Here is a 17,654-nt window from a genome sequence, read left to right as displayed (position 1 = left end):
CCCCGACATAGCCCTTCCAAAAGGTGACCACCGAAGGGGTTTGGGGCTGGCCACCCAACCTGGTGGACGGCCGATCGCGTACAGCTTCATAGGGCTGCGGCAGGCCTGTCGTACCCCGCTCGTATGCTCGCCCGATGACGTCTTACGAAGGCACCCACCCCACCGTTCTCGTCCGGGTGGGCGATCGGCACGCAGAGATTGACGAGCAGCTCGCACCCACGATCCAGGCGATGTGGGAGTGCGGGTTCGATACCTTCACCTGCTGCCAGGACGTGGGAGAGAGCAATACGGACTGGCCGGAGAAGCTGCCGCACATGGCGGAGTGGGTGAAGTCCAGGCGCGGCTGGATGCTCATCGACTTCCCGGTCGACAGCGGCCTCGCCCTCCTCTCGGCCCTGGCGAACGCCGGCCCGCGGGACGCGTTCTATGTCCGGATGACGCACTGGGCGGCTCCGGACGCATGGGACGTGACAGTCAAGCCGATGGACGTGGCGATGTTCCAGGAGGAGCTGCCATCGCAGTTCCGCCTGCAGCTTCTCCAGGTGAGTTTCCCGGCGTACGACCTGCCGGAACTGAACCGTCGCCTCCGCGAGCTCGCCGCAGGCCGCTCGGTGCCGCCCGCCCCCGCCGACTGGAGCACCGTCGGCCGCTAGCTCGGCTGCCGTGGGGCTCTTTTGTCGATGGCCGCCCGCCGATCCCGTTCTCGGGAACCAGCGGGGGCGGTCTGCTGCCGCTCAGTCCCAGCGGGCGCCCCGGACGAGAGCCAGGTGGCGCCCCTTGGGGACCAGTTGGGGACCAGCGCTGGGGGTCAAGGGGTCGCAGGTTCAAATCCTGTCGTCCCGACCACGCTTTGAGCTGGTCGGAGGCCGTTCTCTCATCCATGGGAGGACGGCCTTTCGTGCGTCCGGAGCCATGGTGGTCGCAGTGTGGTCGCACGTCCAGTCTGCGGCTGGGAGGCTGTAGCGCTGAAGGCGGGCTTCATGGGGGAGCGGAGTCGGCGGACAACTTCGCCGAGCCGGTGGATGTGGTCGCGTGGTGGTCGCAGCCACGCCGGGCGGCTTGTCTCGTGGCCGGCCCTCTCGGCTCCGGTGAGGGTGCGGTCGATGGTGTCGACGGCTTCGCGGGCTGCCTGCTGGGTGAGGTGGCTGTAGATGTTGGCGGTCGTCGACAGGGTGGAGTGCCGCAGGGTCTTGGAGACCACGGTGAGCGGCACACCGGCCGTGATGGTGATCGTGGCGGCCAGATGACGCAGGTCGTGCACCGTGATCCTGGGGACACCAGCTTCGACGGAGAGGCGGCGAAGCCGGTCGAGGACTTGGTGGGGGCCGAGCGGACGGCCGTCGGGTTGGCAGAACACCAGTCCGGCGAACGGATCGTCAGGATCGCCGCGCCTCCGGGGCACCGTATGGGCGCGGTGCCGGAGGGCGGTGGCGACTCTGGGTGAGATGGCGACCCAGCCTCGGCTCGACCGGGTCTTCGGTGTGGTGATGACGAGATGGTTGTTGTCGATCGCGGAGAGGGTGCAGCGCACGTAGAAGACGCCCTGGCCGAGGTGGACATCGTCCCAGTGGAGGCCGAGGGCTTCTCCCTTGCGCAGGCCGGTGCCGATGAGGAACTCGAATAGGTCGGCCATCTCGGGGTCGGCGCGGTGGCAGTAGCCGAGGAAGCGGGCGGCCTCCTCCGCCGTCCAGATCCGTCGCTCCGGCGACGGAGGGCGGCGCATTAGTGGGGGACGGGCCGGGTTGTGTGGGAGTCGGTGTTGCCGGACGGCGTCGCCGAGGGCGCTGGAGAGGGTGGCCAGGCACCGGTAGAGGGTGGTCTCGCCGCGGCCGGCCGCGAGCTGGCCGGTGATGAAGCCGGCGATGTGGCGGTGGGCGAGCTGGTCCAGCTTGAGGGTGCCGAAGGCCGGGATGAGGTCGTTGCGGACGTAGTCGCGGTATCGGGCCATGGTGGTCGGCTTCAGCACGAGGGCCTTCGCTCCCAGCCACGCGTTCAGGTAGGCGGCGACGGTCTGGTTCGGGTCCGCGTTGTATCCGCCGGCCTCGCCCTCGAGGTAGCGGCTCAGGGCCTGTTCGGCGCTGTCCTGGGTAGGGAATCCGCTCCGGCGCACCGTGGTGCGGCGATGGCCTGGGGTGGGGACATCGACGGCGAAGCTCCAGGTGCCGTGCTCGCTGTCGGTGACCAGGTGAGGACAGTGGGCGCCGAGCTGGTGCTGCTGGGTGTCCCTGCAGCCACAGCGGCGGTAGATACGGCCGCGGCCGGCGGTGGTGCGCATGGGGATCGCCTCCGGGAGGCGGAGGGGGAGTGGGTATCTCCAGCCTGCGACCACAGGCGACCACCGCACCTCTCCCGAGCACCGTGACCAGCCGGTTTCCCTTGATACCGCTCCCCAACCCGGGGAGCGTCTCAGATTCTCGGTGTCTGGTGGTACACGTGCCGTACCCGATTTGACCTGCAAATGCTGGCGGTAACTGCTGCTGATGGGGTGCTGACCCGCGTCTGGCCCGGATCTTGGTGTTGGCTACCCCAGTGCTCGGGTTGTGGCGCCTCTCCAGCCAGTTGTGGGCGACGCGATCGCCAGGATGTCCGCCAAACCGAAGCAACCTCAGGCTGTCTGCCCCGCGCGACTCCCCAAGATCACATCAGTGTCAGGTTGTGATCCGCCCTGGCGGGAGGCACGCCTCCAGACAGCAGCTGCCGCGAGCGCCAGTGCGGCGCGCGTGCAGCTCAGGCCGCTCGGCGGGCATCGTATGCAGGGCGGCGCCGCGATCGTGAGGACCGCGCCCATCACCAGCAGGCGTGAGGCCGGACAGCGGGCGGGTCAGCGGGTCGCTGCCGCTTTTCGGGCGGCGCGGCCGGTACGAGCGGACGGCCCTTCCATACGGGGCTCCTGACAGGAGGGCTCTGTCACGCGCAGCGTCGCACAGACTGACTGCGGCCGGCGGCTGTACGGTCTCTCGGGCGGCTCGCGGCTCAGGACCCGGCGGGTGCGGTCTGGTGCAGGCGCGTGCGGAGCGTTCCGGCGAAATCCTCAGCGCGGGCCAGCTGAACCCGGAGCTTGTCGACCTCCTCGGTAGCGGCCTGCTCGTACTCGCGCACACGCTCGAGGAGGGCCTCACGCGCATCGGTGTCGAGAGTGTCATCGCCATCCAGGCGATCGGTGGCGGCCAAGAGGTCGCGCATCTGGTCCAGGGTGAAGCCGAGCGGCTTCATGCGGCGGATGACCATGAGGCGCTGCACGTCGGTCTCGGTGTAGAGGCGGAATCCGCCCTGGGAGCGGGCCGAGGGGACGACGAGGCCGGTTTCCTCGTAGTGCCGGATCGTGCGCAGCGACAGCTCCGTTCGCGCGGCGACCTCGCCGATCTGCATGTGCTTGTCGTCCACGCCCGTGCTCCTGGCCCTTCCCATCGTGGCGGGCCGCGTTCTGCGACCCCTCCGATCTCTACTCTAACGTTAAGGTAGAGTTGGTCGTGCGCGGGTGGCCCCTGGCCTCCTGCGGTGTAGCCGTGTCGGGGCCGATGGTGCCCCCGCGAAGATCCGATTCCGCAGGAGCCGAGCATGCGCGAGCCGATGACGCCCCGCGCTGCCGCCTGCCCACCGTGATGTTTCGCTTCGGATGCGAGCTGCCCGGCCGCGTACTGCGCAGGCCCGCCGCATCCATCTTTCCGAACTTCCGGCCCGCTTGATTTCTCGGGCCGACCGCGGGGTGCCGGCCCGGCCGCTCCGCGTCTCCCGCACACCCCGGCCTGCCCAGAAGTGGGTGTGCCCGAGCACGACAGGTTCCTACTCCCTTGTCTTCTGCTTCCCTGACGTCCCCCGCCGCGCGCCTGCGCAGCCTGCGCCCCGCCTGGCTGAGCAACCCGAAGGTCTGGCGGACCGAGGTCCTGGCCGGTCTGGTTGTCGCGCTCGCCCTGATCCCCGAGGCGATCTCGTTCTCGATTATTGCCGGGGTCGACCCGGCGGTCGGTCTGTTCGCCTCCTTCACGATGGCCGTGGTCATCTCGATCGTGGGCGGGCGCCGGGCGATGATCTCGGCGGCCACTGGTGCCGTCGCGCTCGTGATCGCGCCGCTCAACCGTGAGCACGGCTTCGGCTACCTCGTGGCGGCGGTCATACTGGCCGGCGTCATCCAGGTGGCGCTCGGCGCCCTCGGCGTCGCGAAGCTGATGCGGTTCGTTCCGCGCTCGGTGATGGTCGGCTTCGTCAATGCCCTCGCCATCCTGATCTTCATGGCCCAGGTCCCCGAAATGCACGACGTGCCGTGGGCCGTGTATCCGCTGATCATCGGCGGGTTGGCGCTGATGGTGTTCTTCCCGAAGGTCACCACCGTGATCCCGGCGCCGCTCGTCTCCATCGTGATCCTGACCGTCATCACGGTCGCGGCCGCGATCGCCGTGCCGACCGTGGGCGACAAGGGAGCCCTGCCGTCATCCCTGCCCGTCCCCGGCCTGCCGGACGTACCGTTCACGGTGGACACCCTGACCACCATCGCTCCCTACGCGTTCGCGATGGCGCTGGTCGGCCTGATGGAATCCCTCATGACGGCCAAGCTCGTCGACGAGATCACCGACACCCACTCCTCCAAAACCCGCGAATCGGTCGGCCAGGGCATCGCCAACATCGTTACCGGATTCTTCGGCGGCATGGGCGGCTGCGCCATGATCGGTCAGACCATGATCAACGTGAAGGTGTCCGGCGCCCGCACCCGCCTGTCCACGTTCCTCGCGGGCGCGTTCCTGATGGTGCTGTGCATCGTCTTCGGACCGGTCGTCTCAGACATCCCCATGGCTGCCCTGGTCTCGGTGATGGTCATGGTGTCGTTCGCGACCTTCGACTGGCACTCCATCGCTCCCAAGACCCTCAAGCGGATGCCGGCCGGTGAGATCACTGTCATGGTCATTACCGTGATCTGCGTGGTCGCCACCGACAACCTGGCCATCGGCGTCGTCGTCGGCTCGGTCACCGCGATGGTCATCTTCGCCAAGCGCGTCGCCCACCTCGCCGAAGTCACCCCCGTCACCGCCCCCGACGGCACCAGCGTGATCTACACGGTGACCGGAGAACTGTTCTTCGCCTCCTCCAACGACCTCGTCGGCCAGTTCAACTACACAGGCGACCCCGACAAGATCGTCATCGACCTGTCCGCCGCCCACGTCTGGGACGCCTCCTCGGTCGCAGCCCTGGACGCCATCGAGACCAAGTACGCTCAGCGTGGCAAAACGGTCGAGATCACGGGTCTCAACGACCCGAGCGCCGACCTCCACGGCAAGCTCACTGGCGAACTCGCCAGCCACTGAACCGACGTACTCGAATCTTCATCGTTCTCAGCTTGCAGTCCCGCTGTCATAACCGTGCGTGTGACGTTGCTTCCACCCTGGCCAGACTTTGACGGCTGTCTGTCAGTCCGGGACGTGACGTCACGTACGAGAAGGGGGCGGCCCACACCATTGGTGTGGGCCGCCCCCTTCGGTGCGATCAGGTCAGACTGCTGCTGGTGCAGGTTCATTCTTCGTACGCAGAGCAGCAAGGTACCGCTCGGCGTCGAGGGCTGCGGCGCACCCGGTGCCAGCGGCGGTGATGGCTTGGCGGTAAGTGCGGTCGACGACATCGCCGGCGGCGAAGACGCCGGGGAGGCTCGTGCGGGTGGAGGGCGCTTGGACCTTCAGGTAGCCCTCGTCGTCGAGGTCGAGCTGGCCGGTGAACAGTTCGGTGCGCGGGTCGTGCCCGATCGCGATGAACAGTCCGGTCACCTCCACATCGCGGAGCTCTCCGGTGAAGGTGTCGCGCAGGACGACGCCCGCCAGCATGCCGTCCTTCTCCTTGATCTCGGCGATTTCGCTGTCGAATGCGAAGGAGATCTTGTCGTCTGTGAAGGCCCGGTTCTGCATGACCTTCGAGGCACGCAGGGTGCTGCGGCGGTGGACGACGGTGACGGATTTGGCGAAGCGGGTGAGGAAGGTGGCCTCCTCCATGGCGGTGTCGCCGCCGCCCACCACGACGATGTCACGGTCGCGGAAGAAGAACCCGTCACAGGTCGCGCACCAGGACACGCCGCGCCCCGACAGCTCGTCCTCCTTGGGAAGACCGAGCTTGCGGTACCCGGAGCCGGTGGCGATGATCACCGTCTTCGCGCGGTGGACGGTGCCCTCGGAGTCGGTGACTTCTTTGATGGGGCCGGTCAGGTCGACGGAGACGATGTCGTCGTCGATCATCTGGGCGCCGAACTTCTCCGCTTGGACGCGCATGCTGTCCATGAGGTCCGGGCCGTCGACACCCTCGGGGAAACCGGGGAAGTTCTCGACCTCGGTGGTCGTCGTCAGCGAGCCGCCGACGAAGATCGAGCTGCCGAACAGCAGGGGCTTCAGCTGCGCGCGGGCGGTGTAGAGGGCAGCGGTGTATCCGGCGGGGCCGGAGCCGATGATGATGACGTTGTGTATGCCGTCGTCGGCGGTGGTCGCGTCGGTCACGGGGTCACCCCTGCTTCTTGGCGTCGATCTCGGCGATCAGGCCCTCGATGAGGCCCTTGATCTCGTCGCGGATGGGGCGCACGGCCTCGACGCCCTGGCCCGCGGGGTCTTCGAGCTGCCAGTCGAGGTAGGTCTTGCCGGGGAAGTAGGGGCAGGCGTCGCCGCAGCCCATGGTGATGATGTAGTCGGAGGCCTGGGCGGCTTCGGGGGTGAGGACCTTCGGCTTCTGGTCGGAGATGTCGATGCCCAGCTCGGCCATGGCGGCGACGGCGGAGGGGTTGATCTGCTCGCCGGGCATGGAGCCGGCGGAGCGCACCTCGACGCGGTCACCTGCGAGGTGGCGGAGGAACCCGGCCGCCATCTGGGAGCGGCCCGCGTTGTGGATGCAGACGAACAGGACGGAGGCGGCTGGGGGTACCTCCCAGCCGCCAGGCTGGGGGAGAGCGGAGGACATCTGTTCTTCCTTGGGGTGAGGTGACTGCGGTGGGGATGCGGGGGCTTGCGGCTCTACGGCGCGAGCTGCACGAGCAGCTCGCTGATGTGGGCGTCGATCTCGTCGCGGATCTCCCGTACGAGGGCGATCGGCGCAGCTTCGGGGTCGGCTAGAGGCCAGTCGAGGTGGCGGCGACCGGGCACGACAGGGCAGGCGTCGCCGCAGCCCATCGTGATCACGATGTCGGCAGCCTCGGCGACCTCTTCGGTCAGGGGCTTGGGGTACGCGTCGGCGAGGTCCGCACCGGCTTCGGTGAGGGCCTGCGCGATGTGCGGCTCCACCTCGTCGGCCGGACGAGTGCCCGCTGAGGAGACGGTGACGCGCTCGCCCGCCCGGTGGGCGAGGAGGGCGGCGGCCATCTGCGAGCGCCCGGCGTTCTGGCTGCCCACGAACAGCACCCGGGTCGGGCCGTTCACCAGCCCTTGGGTGTGGGCGAGGGCGTCCAGGCGCTCGGCGGTCAGCCGTTCCGCCAGCACGACCAGGTGCGTACGGACCCGTGCCTGCTCGGCAAGACGTGCGTACGAGTCGGCGAGTAGGCCTAGCACGGTCTCCGGCGAGAAGTGGCCGGCATACCGGGAGGCGAGGCGGGCAGCCCCCGCGGCCAGGCGTTCGTCCGGCAGGAGGGGTGAAGAGGGCGTGGGCATGGCGTTCCCGTTCAAAGGAGCCAGTAAGGTCAGCTCGGACTGGTGTCAGGCCCAGCTGATGTGACAGTATCAGCCCATGATGACGTCAGTCGACACTGATCTGATCCGGGTTCTTGCCGACCCGCTCAGGCTCCAGATCGTGACCCTGCTCGCGCGCGAGACGCTCTGCACGACCCACCTTGTGGAGGAGACGGGTGCCAAGCAGACGAACCTCTCCAACCACCTGAAGGTGCTGCGCGAGGCCGGGGTCGTGGAGACGGAGCCATGCGGGCGGTACATCTACTACCGGCTGCGTCCGGAAGTCATCGAAGCCCTCGCCGGTCAGTTCGCCGACCTCGCTCTGACCGCGCGTGCCACCGCCGAAGCGAACCTCAAGCGGTCCTGCCCGTAGTCCGCTGTCTGCCTCACCTGCCCGAGGAGATCCTGTCTTGACCGCCACCGAGCCCGTCGGCGCCGCCCCCACGGCGGAGTCCGTCATAGCCGCCGACGTGCCCCAGCCGGCACCCGGCGCGACCCCGCCCCGCACCCCACTGATCGCCCGCGCCGCCGCCGAGCTGGTGGGCACCGCCGCACTCGTGGCGATCGTCGTCGGCTCCGGCATCCAGGCCACCGATCTCACCGACGACGTGGCGCTCCGGCTGCTGGCCAACTCCACGGCGACGGTCTTCGGCCTCGGCGTCCTGATTGCCCTGCTTGGTCCAGTCTCCGGTGCCCACTTCAACCCGGCTGTGACGCTGGCGGAGTGGTGGACCGCCCGCCGCGGTGGCGCCGGCGTCACTGCCCGTGAGGTGGCCGTGTACGTGCCCTCCCAGATCGTCGGCGCCGTCGCGGGCGCGATTCTGGCGGACGCTATGTTCGGCGAGCCGCTGGTGAAGTGGGCCACCCACGACCGCTCCGCCGGAAACCTCCTCCTCGGTGAAGTCGTCGCCACCGCGGGCCTGATCCTGCTGATCTTCGGCCTGGCCCGCACCGACCGGCTGCGCTTCGCGCCCGTCGCCGTCGCCTCGTACATCGGCGCCGCGTACTGGTTCACCTCCTCCACGTCCTTCGCGAACCCGGCGGTGACCATCGGACGTGCCTTCACCGACACCTTCGCCGGTATCGCCCCGGCCTCGGTGCCCGGCTTCATCGGCATGCAGCTGATCGGCGCGGTGGTGGGCCTGGCCCTGGTGGCGGTCATCTTCATGCGTGGCAAGACCGGACAGGAGCAGCCCGCAGCATGATGCAGCGCGCCGAAGTGGTGGTGATCGGCGGCGGCCAGTCCGGGCTCGCCGCCGGCTACCACCTGCGCCGCCTCGGTATCGAATTCGTCGTTCTCGACGCCCAGGCGACACCGGGCGGGGCCTGGCAGCACACCTGGGACTCCCTGCGCCTGTTTTCCCCGGCCGCCTACTCCTCCCTGCCCGGTCGGCTCATGCCGCTCCAGCCAGGGCAGGCGTACCCGGACGCCGGTCATGTCGTGGAGTACCTCGCGGACTACGAGAAGCGGTACGAACTCCCGGTCCAGCGCGGCGTCTGGGTCGATGCGGTCCACCGCGACGGCGCGTTCCTGCGCGTCGAGACCGATTGCGGCGACTGGCAGGCCCGTGCCGTCGTCAGCGCCACCGGAACCTGGACCCGCCCGTTCGTGCCCGCTGTGCCCGGCCGGCGGGAGTACACCGGCCGCCAGCTGCACACCGTTCAGTACGGCAGCCCTGCCGATTTCACCGGCCAGCGGGTGATCGTCGTGGGCGGCGGCAACTCCGGCGCGCAGATCGCCGCCGACCTCGCTGGTACCGCCGAGCTGACCTGGGTCACCCAGCGCCCGCCCCGCTACCTCGCCGACGACATCGACGGCCGCGCCCTCTTCGACGCCGCGACCGCCCGCCGCCGCGCCCTCGACACCGGCCGCACCGACACCGGCGGCGTCGCCTCCCTCGGCGACATCGTCGCCGTTCCGCCCGTACGCGTCGCCCGCGACGCCGGACTCCTGTCAGCGACGCCGATGTTCAGCAGTCTCACCCCGACCGGTGTGAAATGGGCGGACGGTACCCGCGCCGAGGCGGATGCGATCATCTGGTGCACCGGTTTTCGCCCGGCACTGGCCCACTTCGCCTCCCTGCGCCTGCGCGGCCGCCGTGGCCGGATCGCCACCGACGGCACCCGCGCGGTGGATGAACCCCGCCTGCACCTGCTCGGCTACGGCGACTGGACCGGACCTGCCTCCGCCACCCTCATCGGCGTCGGCCGCCCCGCCCGGGACGCGGCCCGGGAGATTGCCGAGCTGCTGCGGGCTTGACCTTCGAGTCGGGTTGAAGGTTTACGTTCGAGGCATGAGCACACTGCGCATCTCGCAGCTGGCCGAACGCTCCGGCGTTCCTGCCTCCACGCTGCGGTTCTACGAGACGGCCGGGTTGCTGCCCGCCGAGCGGACCTCGTCCGGCTACCGCCAGTACGGGCCGGACGCGGTGGAGCGGCTGGCGTTCATCTCCTCCGCGAAGCTGCTGGGGCTGGCGCTGGAGGACATCCGCGATCTCCTGAACGTACGGGACGCCGGTGTGTGCGCGGCTGTGCGGGCGCGGATGGTGCCGCTGGTCTCCGACCGGATCGCGGACGCGGACCGCCGCTCGGCCGAGCTGGCGGCGTTCTCCGCCCGCCTCGCCGACGTCCACCGGCAGCTGTCCGGTCCGGCGCCGGCCGGCGGGTGCGGCCCGGACTGCGGCTGCACCCCCACCGGCGACAAGGCCCAGGCGCCGGGGCCGGTCCTGATCGAACTCTCGCCCACCCGCCCCCGGGTTGCCGCCGATGAGCCGTGGCGCGAGGCACCGGTTGCCTGCACGCTCGGCGGGGCCGAACTTGGCGAGCGCACCGCCCAATGGCAGGCCCTGATCACGCAGGCCACCAGCCGCGAGGAGATCTCGGACGGAGTGCGCCTGACCTTCCCCAGCACCCCGGAACTGGCCGCCGACCTCGCCGCTCTCACGGCGGCCGAACAGGACTGCTGCGCGTTCTTCGACTTCACCCTGAACCTCGCCCCCGCCTGGCTGACGCTGACCGTGCGGGCGCCCGAAGCCGCCGGCTCCCTGCTGGCCGACCTGTTCGGAGCCACCGTATGAACCCCGAGACGAAGTCCTCCGGCACGTCCCTCCTCGGCGTGGGCGCGCTCGCCGCCCTGGCCTGCGCGGCGTGCTGCATCGGCCCGATCATGGCCTTCCTCGGCGGGCTGGGGGCACTCACCGCGATCGGCTCCCTCTGGGTTCCCGCCCTGGCCGGCGTCACCGTGCTCGCCGTGGCCGCCATGGTGTGGGTACTGCACCGGCGTCGTCGTGCCGCCGCCTGCGCGAGCGCGCCGGGTCCCGTGGACCTGGGCCTGCCCACCACCCCGCCGCCCGCGGCAGGAAACGCCCGCTTGCCACAATGACCCCGCCGCCCACAGGGCGGCCACACGATCAGCACGTACGTACAGCAGGGAGTCGGCAAGGTGTCGCAGGAACCGCAGGGTCTGGTCGAGCGAATGGAACAGCACCAGATCGCGATCTACCTCGGCGCCATGGCTCTCGGGGGACTGCTCGGCTGGGCGGCCCCGGCTGTCGGCCCCGGACTCGAGCTCGCCATCAACCCCGTCCTCGGGGCGCTGCTGTTCGTGACCTTCCTCCAGGTCCCGGCCGGCGAGCTGTTCCGCTCCCTGCGTGACGGCCGGTTCTTGTCCGCGGCTCTGGTAGTGAACTTCGCTGTCGTTCCCCTGATCGTCGCCGCGATGTTCGCCTTCCTGCCCGCTGATCAGGCTGTGCGCATCGGGGTCCTGCTGGTGCTGCTGTGTCCGTGCGTGGACTACGTCATCGTCTTCAGCGGCCTGGCCGGCGGGGACAGCCGCCGCCTGCTGGCCGCTACCCCGCTCCTGCTCGTCGTGCAGATGCTGCTCCTGCCGGGCTTGCTGTACTTGTTCATGGGCCCGGACCTTGCCGACATCGTCGAGGCCGGCCCGTTCCTCGAAGCCTTCCTCTTCCTCATCGTGATCCCCCTCGTGCTGGCCTGGGCCCTCCAGGCGTGGGCGGCTCGCACACCGGCCGGGCAGAGGGTGTCGGCTGCCGCCACGACGACGATGGTGCCGCTAATGGCCGCCACCCTCATCACCGTGGTCGCATCCCAGGTCCCCAAGCTCGGCGGCAGCCTCGGCGACGTGGCCGCCGTGATCCCCTTCTACGCCGCGTTCCTGGTGGTCATGGCCCTGGCCGGACGGGTTGTCGCCCGTCTCTTCCGCCTGGATACCCCGGCCTCGCGGGCGGTCGTCTTCACCGGCGCGACCCGCAACTCCCTGGTCGTACTGCCCCTCGCGCTCGCCCTCCCAGACGAGCTGGCGGTCGCCGCGGTCGTCGTAGTGACCCAGACCCTGGTCGAGGTCATCGGCATGGTCGCCTACGTACGCCTCATTCCCCGCCTCGTCCCGGAACGGGAGCCGGTCACGGCCGCGTGAGGATCGTGCAGATCCCGCCTTCCGAGCAGGTGTCCGGATCGGTGGCGGCGGCCTGGACGGCGAGCTCACGCAGTGCGGTGCGGGTCTGGCGGAGTTCGGCCATGCGCCGCTCGATGTCCGCCAGGCGCTGATCGATCAGCGTAGTGACGTGGCCGCAGGGGGCTTCGCCGCTGTCGCGGATGTCCAGGACGGACCGGATCTCGGCAAGGGTCAGACCGGCGCCCTGGGCGTCGCGGATGAACGCCAGCCGCATCGCAGCCTCCGGCGGGTACTCACGATAGCCACCCGTTGTGCGGGGCGGGGCGGGCAGCAGGCCGGCCTGCTCATAGAAACGGATGGCCTTGGCCGTCACCCGGCCGGATGCCGCGAGCTCACCGATGCGCATACCCCCACGCTACGCCTAGACCTTCCAGTGCACTGGAAGGTCTACCGTCGGGCCGAGAGGCACACCACCACGGAGGACAGCAGAATGCGGATCACGATTCTGACGGTGCCCAACTGCCCGAACGTGCCGGTCGTACGGGAGCGGATCACCGCCGCGCTCGGCCCGCGTACCGCCCAGGTCGAACTGATCGAGGTGCGCCAGGAGGCGGAGGCCGAGCGGTTGGGCATGACGGGCTCGCCGACCGTGCTGCTCGACGGCGTCGACCCCTTCGCGGTGCCCGGCGCCCCGGCGAGCGTGTCCTGCCGCCTCTACCGGGACACCGGCGGCCGCACCGAGGGCGCGCCGAGCGTCCTTGCCCTGCGCCGGGCTCTGTCCGGCGTGAGCCTTTCCTCGGCCGAGGCCGGCCAGGAGTGCTGTCAGGCGGACGTCCTGGATCCGGTCGGCCGGGCCGGACGAGGCCGCCGCGCCCCCGCCGAGCGCGGACTGCGGGCCGTGCAGCAGGCGGTGCTGCGGCACTTCGCCGAGACAGGGCTCGCGCCGGACATGTCGGTGCTCGAAGCCGTCGCCGCGCAGGCCGGGAGGACCGCCGCCGAGGTGCTTGCCGAGCTGGACCAGGAAGACTTCCTGTCTCTGGACGAAGCGGGCCGGATCGAAGCGGCGTACCCGTTCTCGGCGGTGGAGACCCCGCACTGGGTACGACTGGCAAGCGGAGTGGAGGTGTGGTCGATGTGCGCCATCGACACCCTCGGCCTCTCCGTCATGCTGGGCCAGGACATGGTGATCTCCTCCTCGGACCCGGTCGACGGCCGGCCGGTGACCGTGACCTTCACCAGCGGCACCACGGTGTGGGAGCCGGTGGCCGCGGTCGTGTTCGCAGGCCGCCGCGAAGGCACGGGACCCGCAGCCACCCTCTGCTGCGACGCGCTGAACTTCTTCACCGGCCACGCCTCGGCCGAGCAGTGGCAGAAGGAGCATCCGGAAGTGAAAGGGCAGGTCGTCAGCCAGGCCCGCGCCGTGGAGATCGGGCAGCAGACCTTCGGCCCGCTCCTCCGGGACGACTGACCGGCGTGGTTCTATTCGCGAGTTGAGTTTCGACAGCGGTTTGTTCAGGGCTTCGGGAGGCACCCAGCTCAGGCCAGAGTCGATGTTCATGAGATGGGGAGGCGCCTGGCCCGATCAGCCGTGACGGGCAAGCTTGAGCGCTGAGACGAGGAGGATCACGGCCAGCGCGGGGATGAGCACCAGATCCGGGAACACGCCGAGGAGCAGTCCGCCCAGCACCGCCCCGGCGACGGAGCCTGCGGCCATGGTGAGGGTGAAGCGGAGGCTGGCGCTGAGGATGGCGAAGCTGCCGTCGCGGCTGTAGCGGGTGAAGGCGACCAGCATGGTCGGTAGGGAGACCAGCAGGGAGAGGCTTCCGGCGGTCTTGATGTCCTCTCCGAACAGCAGCACGATCGTCGGGATAAGCAGCTCGCCGCCGGCGACGCCCATGATCGCAGCGACGACGCCGATGCCGAACCCGGCCGCGACTCCGGCGGGGATCCGGGCCCAGAGCGGCAGCGCGAGGTTGTCCAGGGTGGCGGTGTGGGTGAGGACCAGGGCGGCCGCCATGAGGACCATCAGCGCTGCCAGGGCCTTGTAGAGGGTGGTGCTGCGCATGCGTACTGCCCAGCTCGCTCCGGCCCAGGCTCCGAGGAGGCTGCCGGCCAGTAGGTTGACCACGACGGGCCAGCGGGACGCGACCTCGGCGGCCGGGACTGCTGCCAGGCGGGCGGGCAGCGCGACCAGGACCACGACCAGGCTCATCGCCTGGTTCAGGATGACCGCCGAGAGGGCGGCGAACCCGAAGAGGCTGATCAGCAGTGGCAGGCGGAATTCGGCACCGCCCAGGCCGATCATCCCGCCCAGCACTCCGATCGCCGCACCCGCGCCGAACACCACAGGTGCTGAGTGCGTCGGCCGGAGGGGATAGAGGGTCTGGTCCGTGGTCATGACGGGCATCCTCGCTGGTGGCCCACCCCTGTTGCTACGGCGCGCCCCCACCTTCGGGGCAAGGCACCGGGAGTCCGCACGCTGGTACCAGTGCTCGGAAGCCGCCATCATCACTAGCCACGAGTGCCGATCGAAAGATGGCAGGCCATGGCGCACACCGACCCGATGGACCGGCAGGCCGTGAACGAGGGCTACGAGCGCGCCCGCCGCACAGCGACGCCGGCGGCACCTGACCGCGACCGCCGGTCCAAGGGAAGCCTCGCGGCTCGACCTCATCGTCCGGAACTTCCACCCCGACTCCACCGGCCTGGACGCGCGTGGGTGCGACGATATTACCTACATTCCGACCGGGCAGGGCTGGCTCGCCACCATGATCGACATCGCCTCCCACCAGGTCATCACCCGCTGGCCGCATCTCCCCTTGCTCCTGCTTGGCGTTCCTGCGACCGAACACTCGGACTCCCCTCCCAGAGTTGACTTCCCGCGCACGGCGGCGGGTCAAGAAGCGTGCCCCCCGCCCCCATCTGCGGCAACTCGCAAAGTCCTGAACGTCGGCCAGGTGGCGAAGGGCAAGCAGCGCCGCAGGCGGTGACCAGCGTGGCGTGCCTTTGGTGTGGGCCGTCGGCATATTGGAATGGCCCGGTTCGGTCAGATCTCTTGAAGAGTGCCGGTGTGGAGTTCGCCCACGCGGCCGTCTGGGGTCTCGTAGGTCCAGAAGGCGTGGACGGTGTGGGTGTGCAGATTCATCGCGTGGGTGATGGTCATGCCCGACTGCTCGACCCAGCCGAGGATGAAGATGCCGGGGCTGACCTCGGCGGCGTGCAGTTCGACGTCTTCGACTGCACCCTTGGCCGGTCCGGCGACGGTCTCGTAGTGGAGCCGGGTGCCGTCGGGTGCGTAGACGTTGTGGAAGACGACGCCGTTGTCGACGCTGAACCGGAAGGTCTTGCCCGCGTAGGTCGGACTGCTCACCGTATCTCCCCTGTCCTTCAGAACAGGCCGTTGGAGTGGGGGAGGCTGTCCGGGACGGGGGCGATGATGTCCCAGTGCTCGACGATCTTGCCGTCGGCGATGCGGAACAGGTCCCAGTAGGCGGCCGGCCCGCCGAACTCGCCCTCGGACTGCAGCAGCACGAAGTCACCCTCGGCGACGACCTTGTGGACGGTCTTGTAGACCAGGTTCTTGCCCTGCTCGGCCCACTTCGCGGCGGCGGCCCCGAAGCCGTCCAGCCCGTCGGCGGCCTCCGGATTGTGCTGGAGGTAGGTGGTGGCGGAAATGTAGTCGGTGAGCACCGAGTAGTCACCGCCCTGGAGGACCTTCCCGGCGAACTCCACGACGAGGGCGCGGTTGGCCTCGGTCTTGCCAAGGTCGGAGGGCTCGGTGGGGCCGTCGGTCTGCGAGCGACCGGAGAGCGTCTCCGCCACAAGAGGCGTCAGCGCATCCCAGTGCTCGGCCAGATGGCCGTCCGCGTCGACCCGGAACAGGTCGAAGGCCACGAGCGGCTGCGGCCCGAAGCCGTGGTACGTCCCGTGTAGCATCACCAGGTCGCCGTCGGCGATCACCCGGGCGCCCTCGTAGCGGAAACCCTCCGGCAACCCTGCCACCAGCTTGCGCAACGCTTCAGGGCCGTCCGCTGCCAGACTGCTGTGCTGACGGTAGGCGGCGGACACCCAGCGGTCCACCGCACCAGGATCCTTCCGACCGAACAACTCGCCTGCGGCCGTGACGACGATGTCCTTGCTGCTCACGGTACGTCTCCATCTAGGGGCCCCGGTGACACGCTGTGCGTCACCCGTCCTCCACTGTCGCCGCAGACCGCACCCGGCGCACCCGGAGACCGGAACAAAACCGATCGATAGAGGACAGTCTCCCCGGTTGTCGCGGCGCCTCCACGACCTCTATGCCGCGGACCACAAGGCGGAGAGATTCACATGCCGCCAGGGGCGCGGCGCTTCCCGTGGGTTGCCTCTCTGCTGATCAGCGGATTTTCCGGGAAGGAACGTGCAGCGGGGCGGGACACTCGGCCTTCCGCCCGGCGGGGCCCGAGGGACGGAGCTGCCGTCGGGCAAGGGTGTCGACTGGGCGTCGGCCGGCAGGTTTGGCGTGGCGTAGATCTGCACCGGTCCCAGTACGCCCAGCGGGAGGCCGCTACCGCCCCAGCCCGGCGGCCACGAGAACGGCAGCTGGGAGGGAAGGTGGCGTTGGCGAGAGGTCGTCAGCGACCTTCGCCGCCGGGCCGAAAGGAGGCGGCTCCACACCGCTCCCTGACTCGCCGCGCCCGCCTAGCCGTCCGAGACGGCTGGGCGGGCCGACTGGGGGTCAAGGGGTCGCAGGTTCAAATCCTGTCGTCCCGACTTGCGATTACGCAGGTCGGAGGCCGTTCTCTCATCCATGAGAGGGCGGCCTTTCGTGCGCCCGGAGCCATGGTGGTCGCAATGTGGTCGCACGTCCGGTCTGTGGCCGGTCGGCCGTGGCACTGAACCCGGCAACGGCGGGGGAGCGGAGTTGGCGGAGGGCTTCGCGGATTGGATGTGGTCGCGTGGTGGTCGCAGCCACGGCGTGCGGCCCGTTTGACGGCTGGCGTTCTCGTCTCCGGTGAGGGTGTGGTCGATGGTGTCGACGGCTTCGCGGGCTGCCTGCTGGGTGAGGTGGCTGTAGAGGTTGGCGGTCGTCGACAGGGTGGAGTGCCGCAGAGTCTTGGAGACGACGGTGAGCGGCACACCGGCGGTGATGGTGATGGTGGCGGCCAGGTGCCGCAGGTCGTGCACCGTGATTCGGGGAACACCAGCTTCGGCGGAGAGCCGGCGGAGCCGGTCGAGGACCTGGTGGGGTCCGAGCGGACGGCCGTCGGGTCGGAAGAAGACCACGGCACGCCAGCCCCGCCGGGCGACCGGCCTCGGCGAACGGGTCGCGTCCGTCGATCAGGAAGGTCGGGGACCCGGTGAAGCCGCGCTCTTCGGCCTCGCCCTGGCCAGTGACCACACGCGTGGTAACCGTGACGCCGTGCAGGCCGACGTCGTCAAGCGCCTGCCGCAGCAGCTCGGCCGCGGGCTCGCCGTGCAGACAGTCGGTACGACGAGGATCTCGATCTCCATGGCCTCAGCATCGCGGGTCGTCCACGGTCGGCATCACCGTCTGAGGAGCGACTTGGGGCACCTGCGGTGACCACCACTACCTGCGGCTTCTGCGGAACGGCTGACCTTAGACCGACCGGCAAATG

General features: G+C 69.5%; 19 protein-coding genes. 9 read left to right on the top strand and 10 right to left on the bottom strand.

Annotated elements, in window-relative coordinates; genetic code table 11:
- Positions 1 to 134 precede the first annotated feature (134 nt).
- On the top strand, positions 135 to 653 hold the full coding sequence (locus tag J7E94_RS30710; protein WP_215020085.1) for a hypothetical protein: 519 nt from the start codon (positions 135 to 137) through the stop codon (positions 651 to 653).
- 221 nt (positions 654 to 874) lie between these two features.
- Here J7E94_RS30710 and J7E94_RS30705 read toward each other — a convergent pair whose 3' ends face one another.
- Positions 875 to 2,275: a site-specific integrase gene (locus J7E94_RS30705; RefSeq protein ID WP_251057474.1), complete on the bottom strand. Its 1,401-nt coding sequence runs from the start codon at positions 2,273 to 2,275 to the stop codon at positions 875 to 877.
- Between the two features lie 698 nt (positions 2,276 to 2,973).
- Positions 2,974 to 3,384, bottom strand: coding sequence for a MerR family transcriptional regulator (locus J7E94_RS30700; RefSeq protein ID WP_215020084.1), 411 nt, complete (start codon positions 3,382 to 3,384; stop codon positions 2,974 to 2,976).
- A 407-nt stretch (positions 3,385 to 3,791) separates the two neighbouring features.
- Between J7E94_RS30700 and J7E94_RS30695 the strand changes: the two genes are divergently transcribed.
- Positions 3,792 to 5,297, top strand: coding sequence for a SulP family inorganic anion transporter (locus J7E94_RS30695; protein ID WP_215020083.1), 1,506 nt, complete (start codon positions 3,792 to 3,794; stop codon positions 5,295 to 5,297).
- Positions 5,298 to 5,480: 183 nt separating this feature from the next.
- On the opposite strand, the gene trxB is transcribed toward J7E94_RS30695, so the two are convergent.
- From trxB to J7E94_RS30680, 3 genes are read right to left on the bottom strand one after another with little or no spacing between them, the layout of a single operon-like run.
- On the bottom strand, positions 5,481 to 6,467 hold the full coding sequence (gene trxB / locus J7E94_RS30690) for a thioredoxin-disulfide reductase (protein ID WP_308345540.1): 987 nt from the start codon (positions 6,465 to 6,467) through the stop codon (positions 5,481 to 5,483).
- Between the two features lie 4 nt (positions 6,468 to 6,471).
- Positions 6,472 to 6,921, bottom strand: a complete 450-nt coding sequence (locus J7E94_RS30685) for an arsenate reductase ArsC (protein ID WP_214938002.1) — start codon at positions 6,919 to 6,921, stop codon at positions 6,472 to 6,474.
- Between the two features lie 53 nt (positions 6,922 to 6,974).
- On the bottom strand, positions 6,975 to 7,604 hold the full coding sequence (locus J7E94_RS30680) for a low molecular weight phosphatase family protein (protein WP_215020082.1): 630 nt from the start codon (positions 7,602 to 7,604) through the stop codon (positions 6,975 to 6,977).
- A 76-nt stretch (positions 7,605 to 7,680) separates the two neighbouring features.
- On the opposite strand from J7E94_RS30680, the gene J7E94_RS30675 reads away from it, so the two are divergent.
- The 6 genes from J7E94_RS30675 to J7E94_RS30650 are packed head-to-tail and all read left to right on the top strand — an operon-like array spanning position 7,681 to position 12,057.
- Positions 7,681 to 7,995: a helix-turn-helix transcriptional regulator gene (locus J7E94_RS30675; protein WP_214953416.1), complete on the top strand. Its 315-nt coding sequence runs from the start codon at positions 7,681 to 7,683 to the stop codon at positions 7,993 to 7,995.
- A gap of 37 nt (positions 7,996 to 8,032) precedes the next feature.
- The gene (locus J7E94_RS30670; RefSeq protein WP_215020081.1) at positions 8,033 to 8,827 is read left to right on the top strand and encodes an MIP/aquaporin family protein; all 795 of its coding nucleotides are present in this window, start codon (positions 8,033 to 8,035) and stop codon (positions 8,825 to 8,827) included.
- Complete coding sequence (locus J7E94_RS30665; protein ID WP_215020080.1) at positions 8,824 to 9,882, top strand: ArsO family NAD(P)H-dependent flavin-containing monooxygenase; 1,059 nt, start codon at positions 8,824 to 8,826, stop codon at positions 9,880 to 9,882. The genes J7E94_RS30670 and J7E94_RS30665 overlap by 4 nt, the downstream gene beginning before the upstream one ends.
- A gap of 34 nt (positions 9,883 to 9,916) precedes the next feature.
- The gene (locus J7E94_RS30660; protein ID WP_215020079.1) at positions 9,917 to 10,699 is read left to right on the top strand and encodes a heavy metal-responsive transcriptional regulator; all 783 of its coding nucleotides are present in this window, start codon (positions 9,917 to 9,919) and stop codon (positions 10,697 to 10,699) included.
- The gene (locus J7E94_RS30655) at positions 10,696 to 11,004 is read left to right on the top strand and encodes a hypothetical protein (RefSeq protein WP_251057472.1); all 309 of its coding nucleotides are present in this window, start codon (positions 10,696 to 10,698) and stop codon (positions 11,002 to 11,004) included. Before J7E94_RS30660 ends, J7E94_RS30655 begins: the two co-directional genes overlap by 4 nt.
- A 60-nt stretch (positions 11,005 to 11,064) precedes the next feature.
- Entirely contained in the window at positions 11,065 to 12,057 is a 993-nt protein-coding gene (locus tag J7E94_RS30650; protein WP_215020078.1) for an arsenic resistance protein, read from the top strand.
- Here the strand turns inward: J7E94_RS30650 and J7E94_RS30645 are convergent.
- On the bottom strand, positions 12,044 to 12,442 hold the full coding sequence (locus tag J7E94_RS30645; RefSeq protein WP_215020077.1) for a heavy metal-responsive transcriptional regulator: 399 nt from the start codon (positions 12,440 to 12,442) through the stop codon (positions 12,044 to 12,046). The genes J7E94_RS30650 and J7E94_RS30645 overlap by 14 nt on opposite strands.
- 84 nt (positions 12,443 to 12,526) lie before the next feature.
- Here J7E94_RS30645 and J7E94_RS30640 point away from each other — a divergent pair, with 84 nt between their 5' ends.
- Positions 12,527 to 13,504, top strand: coding sequence for an alkylmercury lyase family protein (locus J7E94_RS30640; RefSeq protein ID WP_215020076.1), 978 nt, complete (start codon positions 12,527 to 12,529; stop codon positions 13,502 to 13,504).
- A 114-nt stretch (positions 13,505 to 13,618) separates the two neighbouring features.
- On the opposite strand, the gene J7E94_RS30635 is transcribed toward J7E94_RS30640, so the two are convergent.
- From J7E94_RS30635 to J7E94_RS30620, 4 genes are all read right to left on the bottom strand, one after another.
- Entirely contained in the window at positions 13,619 to 14,434 is an 816-nt protein-coding gene (locus J7E94_RS30635) for a sulfite exporter TauE/SafE family protein (protein WP_215020075.1), read from the bottom strand.
- 648 nt (positions 14,435 to 15,082) lie between these two features.
- Positions 15,083 to 15,406 (bottom strand): hypothetical protein, encoded by a 324-nt coding sequence (locus J7E94_RS30630; protein ID WP_215020074.1) that lies wholly within the window; start codon positions 15,404 to 15,406, stop codon positions 15,083 to 15,085.
- Positions 15,407 to 15,423: 17 nt separating this feature from the next.
- Positions 15,424 to 16,182, bottom strand: coding sequence for a nuclear transport factor 2 family protein (locus J7E94_RS30625; RefSeq protein WP_215020073.1), 759 nt, complete (start codon positions 16,180 to 16,182; stop codon positions 15,424 to 15,426).
- A 534-nt stretch (positions 16,183 to 16,716) separates the two neighbouring features.
- Positions 16,717 to 17,301 carry a tyrosine-type recombinase/integrase gene (locus tag J7E94_RS30620; protein WP_308345536.1) on the bottom strand — a complete coding sequence of 195 codons (585 nt, stop codon included), beginning with the start codon at positions 17,299 to 17,301 and terminating at the stop codon, positions 16,717 to 16,719.
- Positions 17,302 to 17,654 lie beyond the last annotated feature (353 nt).

The organism is Streptomyces sp. ISL-94 (genome assembly GCF_018614075.1).
GTDB lineage: Bacteria > Actinomycetota > Actinomycetes > Streptomycetales > Streptomycetaceae > Streptomyces.
This window is presented reverse-complemented; position numbering and strand designations above follow the sequence as displayed.

Excerpts from the sequence above, each read along its gene's own strand:
- J7E94_RS30710 (WP_215020085.1), top strand. The coding sequence starts at position 135 with ATGACGTCTTACGAAGGCACCCACCCCACCGTTCTCGTCCGGGTGGGC.
- J7E94_RS30705 (WP_251057474.1), bottom strand. The coding sequence starts at position 2,275 with ATGCGCACCACCGCCGGCCGCGGCCGTATCTACCGCCGCTGTGGCTGC.
- J7E94_RS30685 (WP_214938002.1), bottom strand. The coding sequence starts at position 6,921 with ATGTCCTCCGCTCTCCCCCAGCCTGGCGGCTGGGAGGTACCCCCAGCC.
- J7E94_RS30680 (WP_215020082.1), bottom strand. The coding sequence starts at position 7,604 with ATGCCCACGCCCTCTTCACCCCTCCTGCCGGACGAACGCCTGGCCGCG.
- J7E94_RS30675 (WP_214953416.1), top strand. The coding sequence starts at position 7,681 with ATGATGACGTCAGTCGACACTGATCTGATCCGGGTTCTTGCCGACCCG.
- J7E94_RS30665 (WP_215020080.1), top strand. The coding sequence starts at position 8,824 with ATGATGCAGCGCGCCGAAGTGGTGGTGATCGGCGGCGGCCAGTCCGGG.
- J7E94_RS30660 (WP_215020079.1), top strand. The coding sequence starts at position 9,917 with ATGAGCACACTGCGCATCTCGCAGCTGGCCGAACGCTCCGGCGTTCCT.
- J7E94_RS30655 (WP_251057472.1), top strand. The coding sequence starts at position 10,696 with ATGAACCCCGAGACGAAGTCCTCCGGCACGTCCCTCCTCGGCGTGGGC.
- J7E94_RS30645 (WP_215020077.1), bottom strand. The coding sequence starts at position 12,442 with ATGCGCATCGGTGAGCTCGCGGCATCCGGCCGGGTGACGGCCAAGGCC.
- J7E94_RS30640 (WP_215020076.1), top strand. The coding sequence starts at position 12,527 with ATGCGGATCACGATTCTGACGGTGCCCAACTGCCCGAACGTGCCGGTC.
- J7E94_RS30635 (WP_215020075.1), bottom strand. The coding sequence starts at position 14,434 with ATGACCACGGACCAGACCCTCTATCCCCTCCGGCCGACGCACTCAGCA.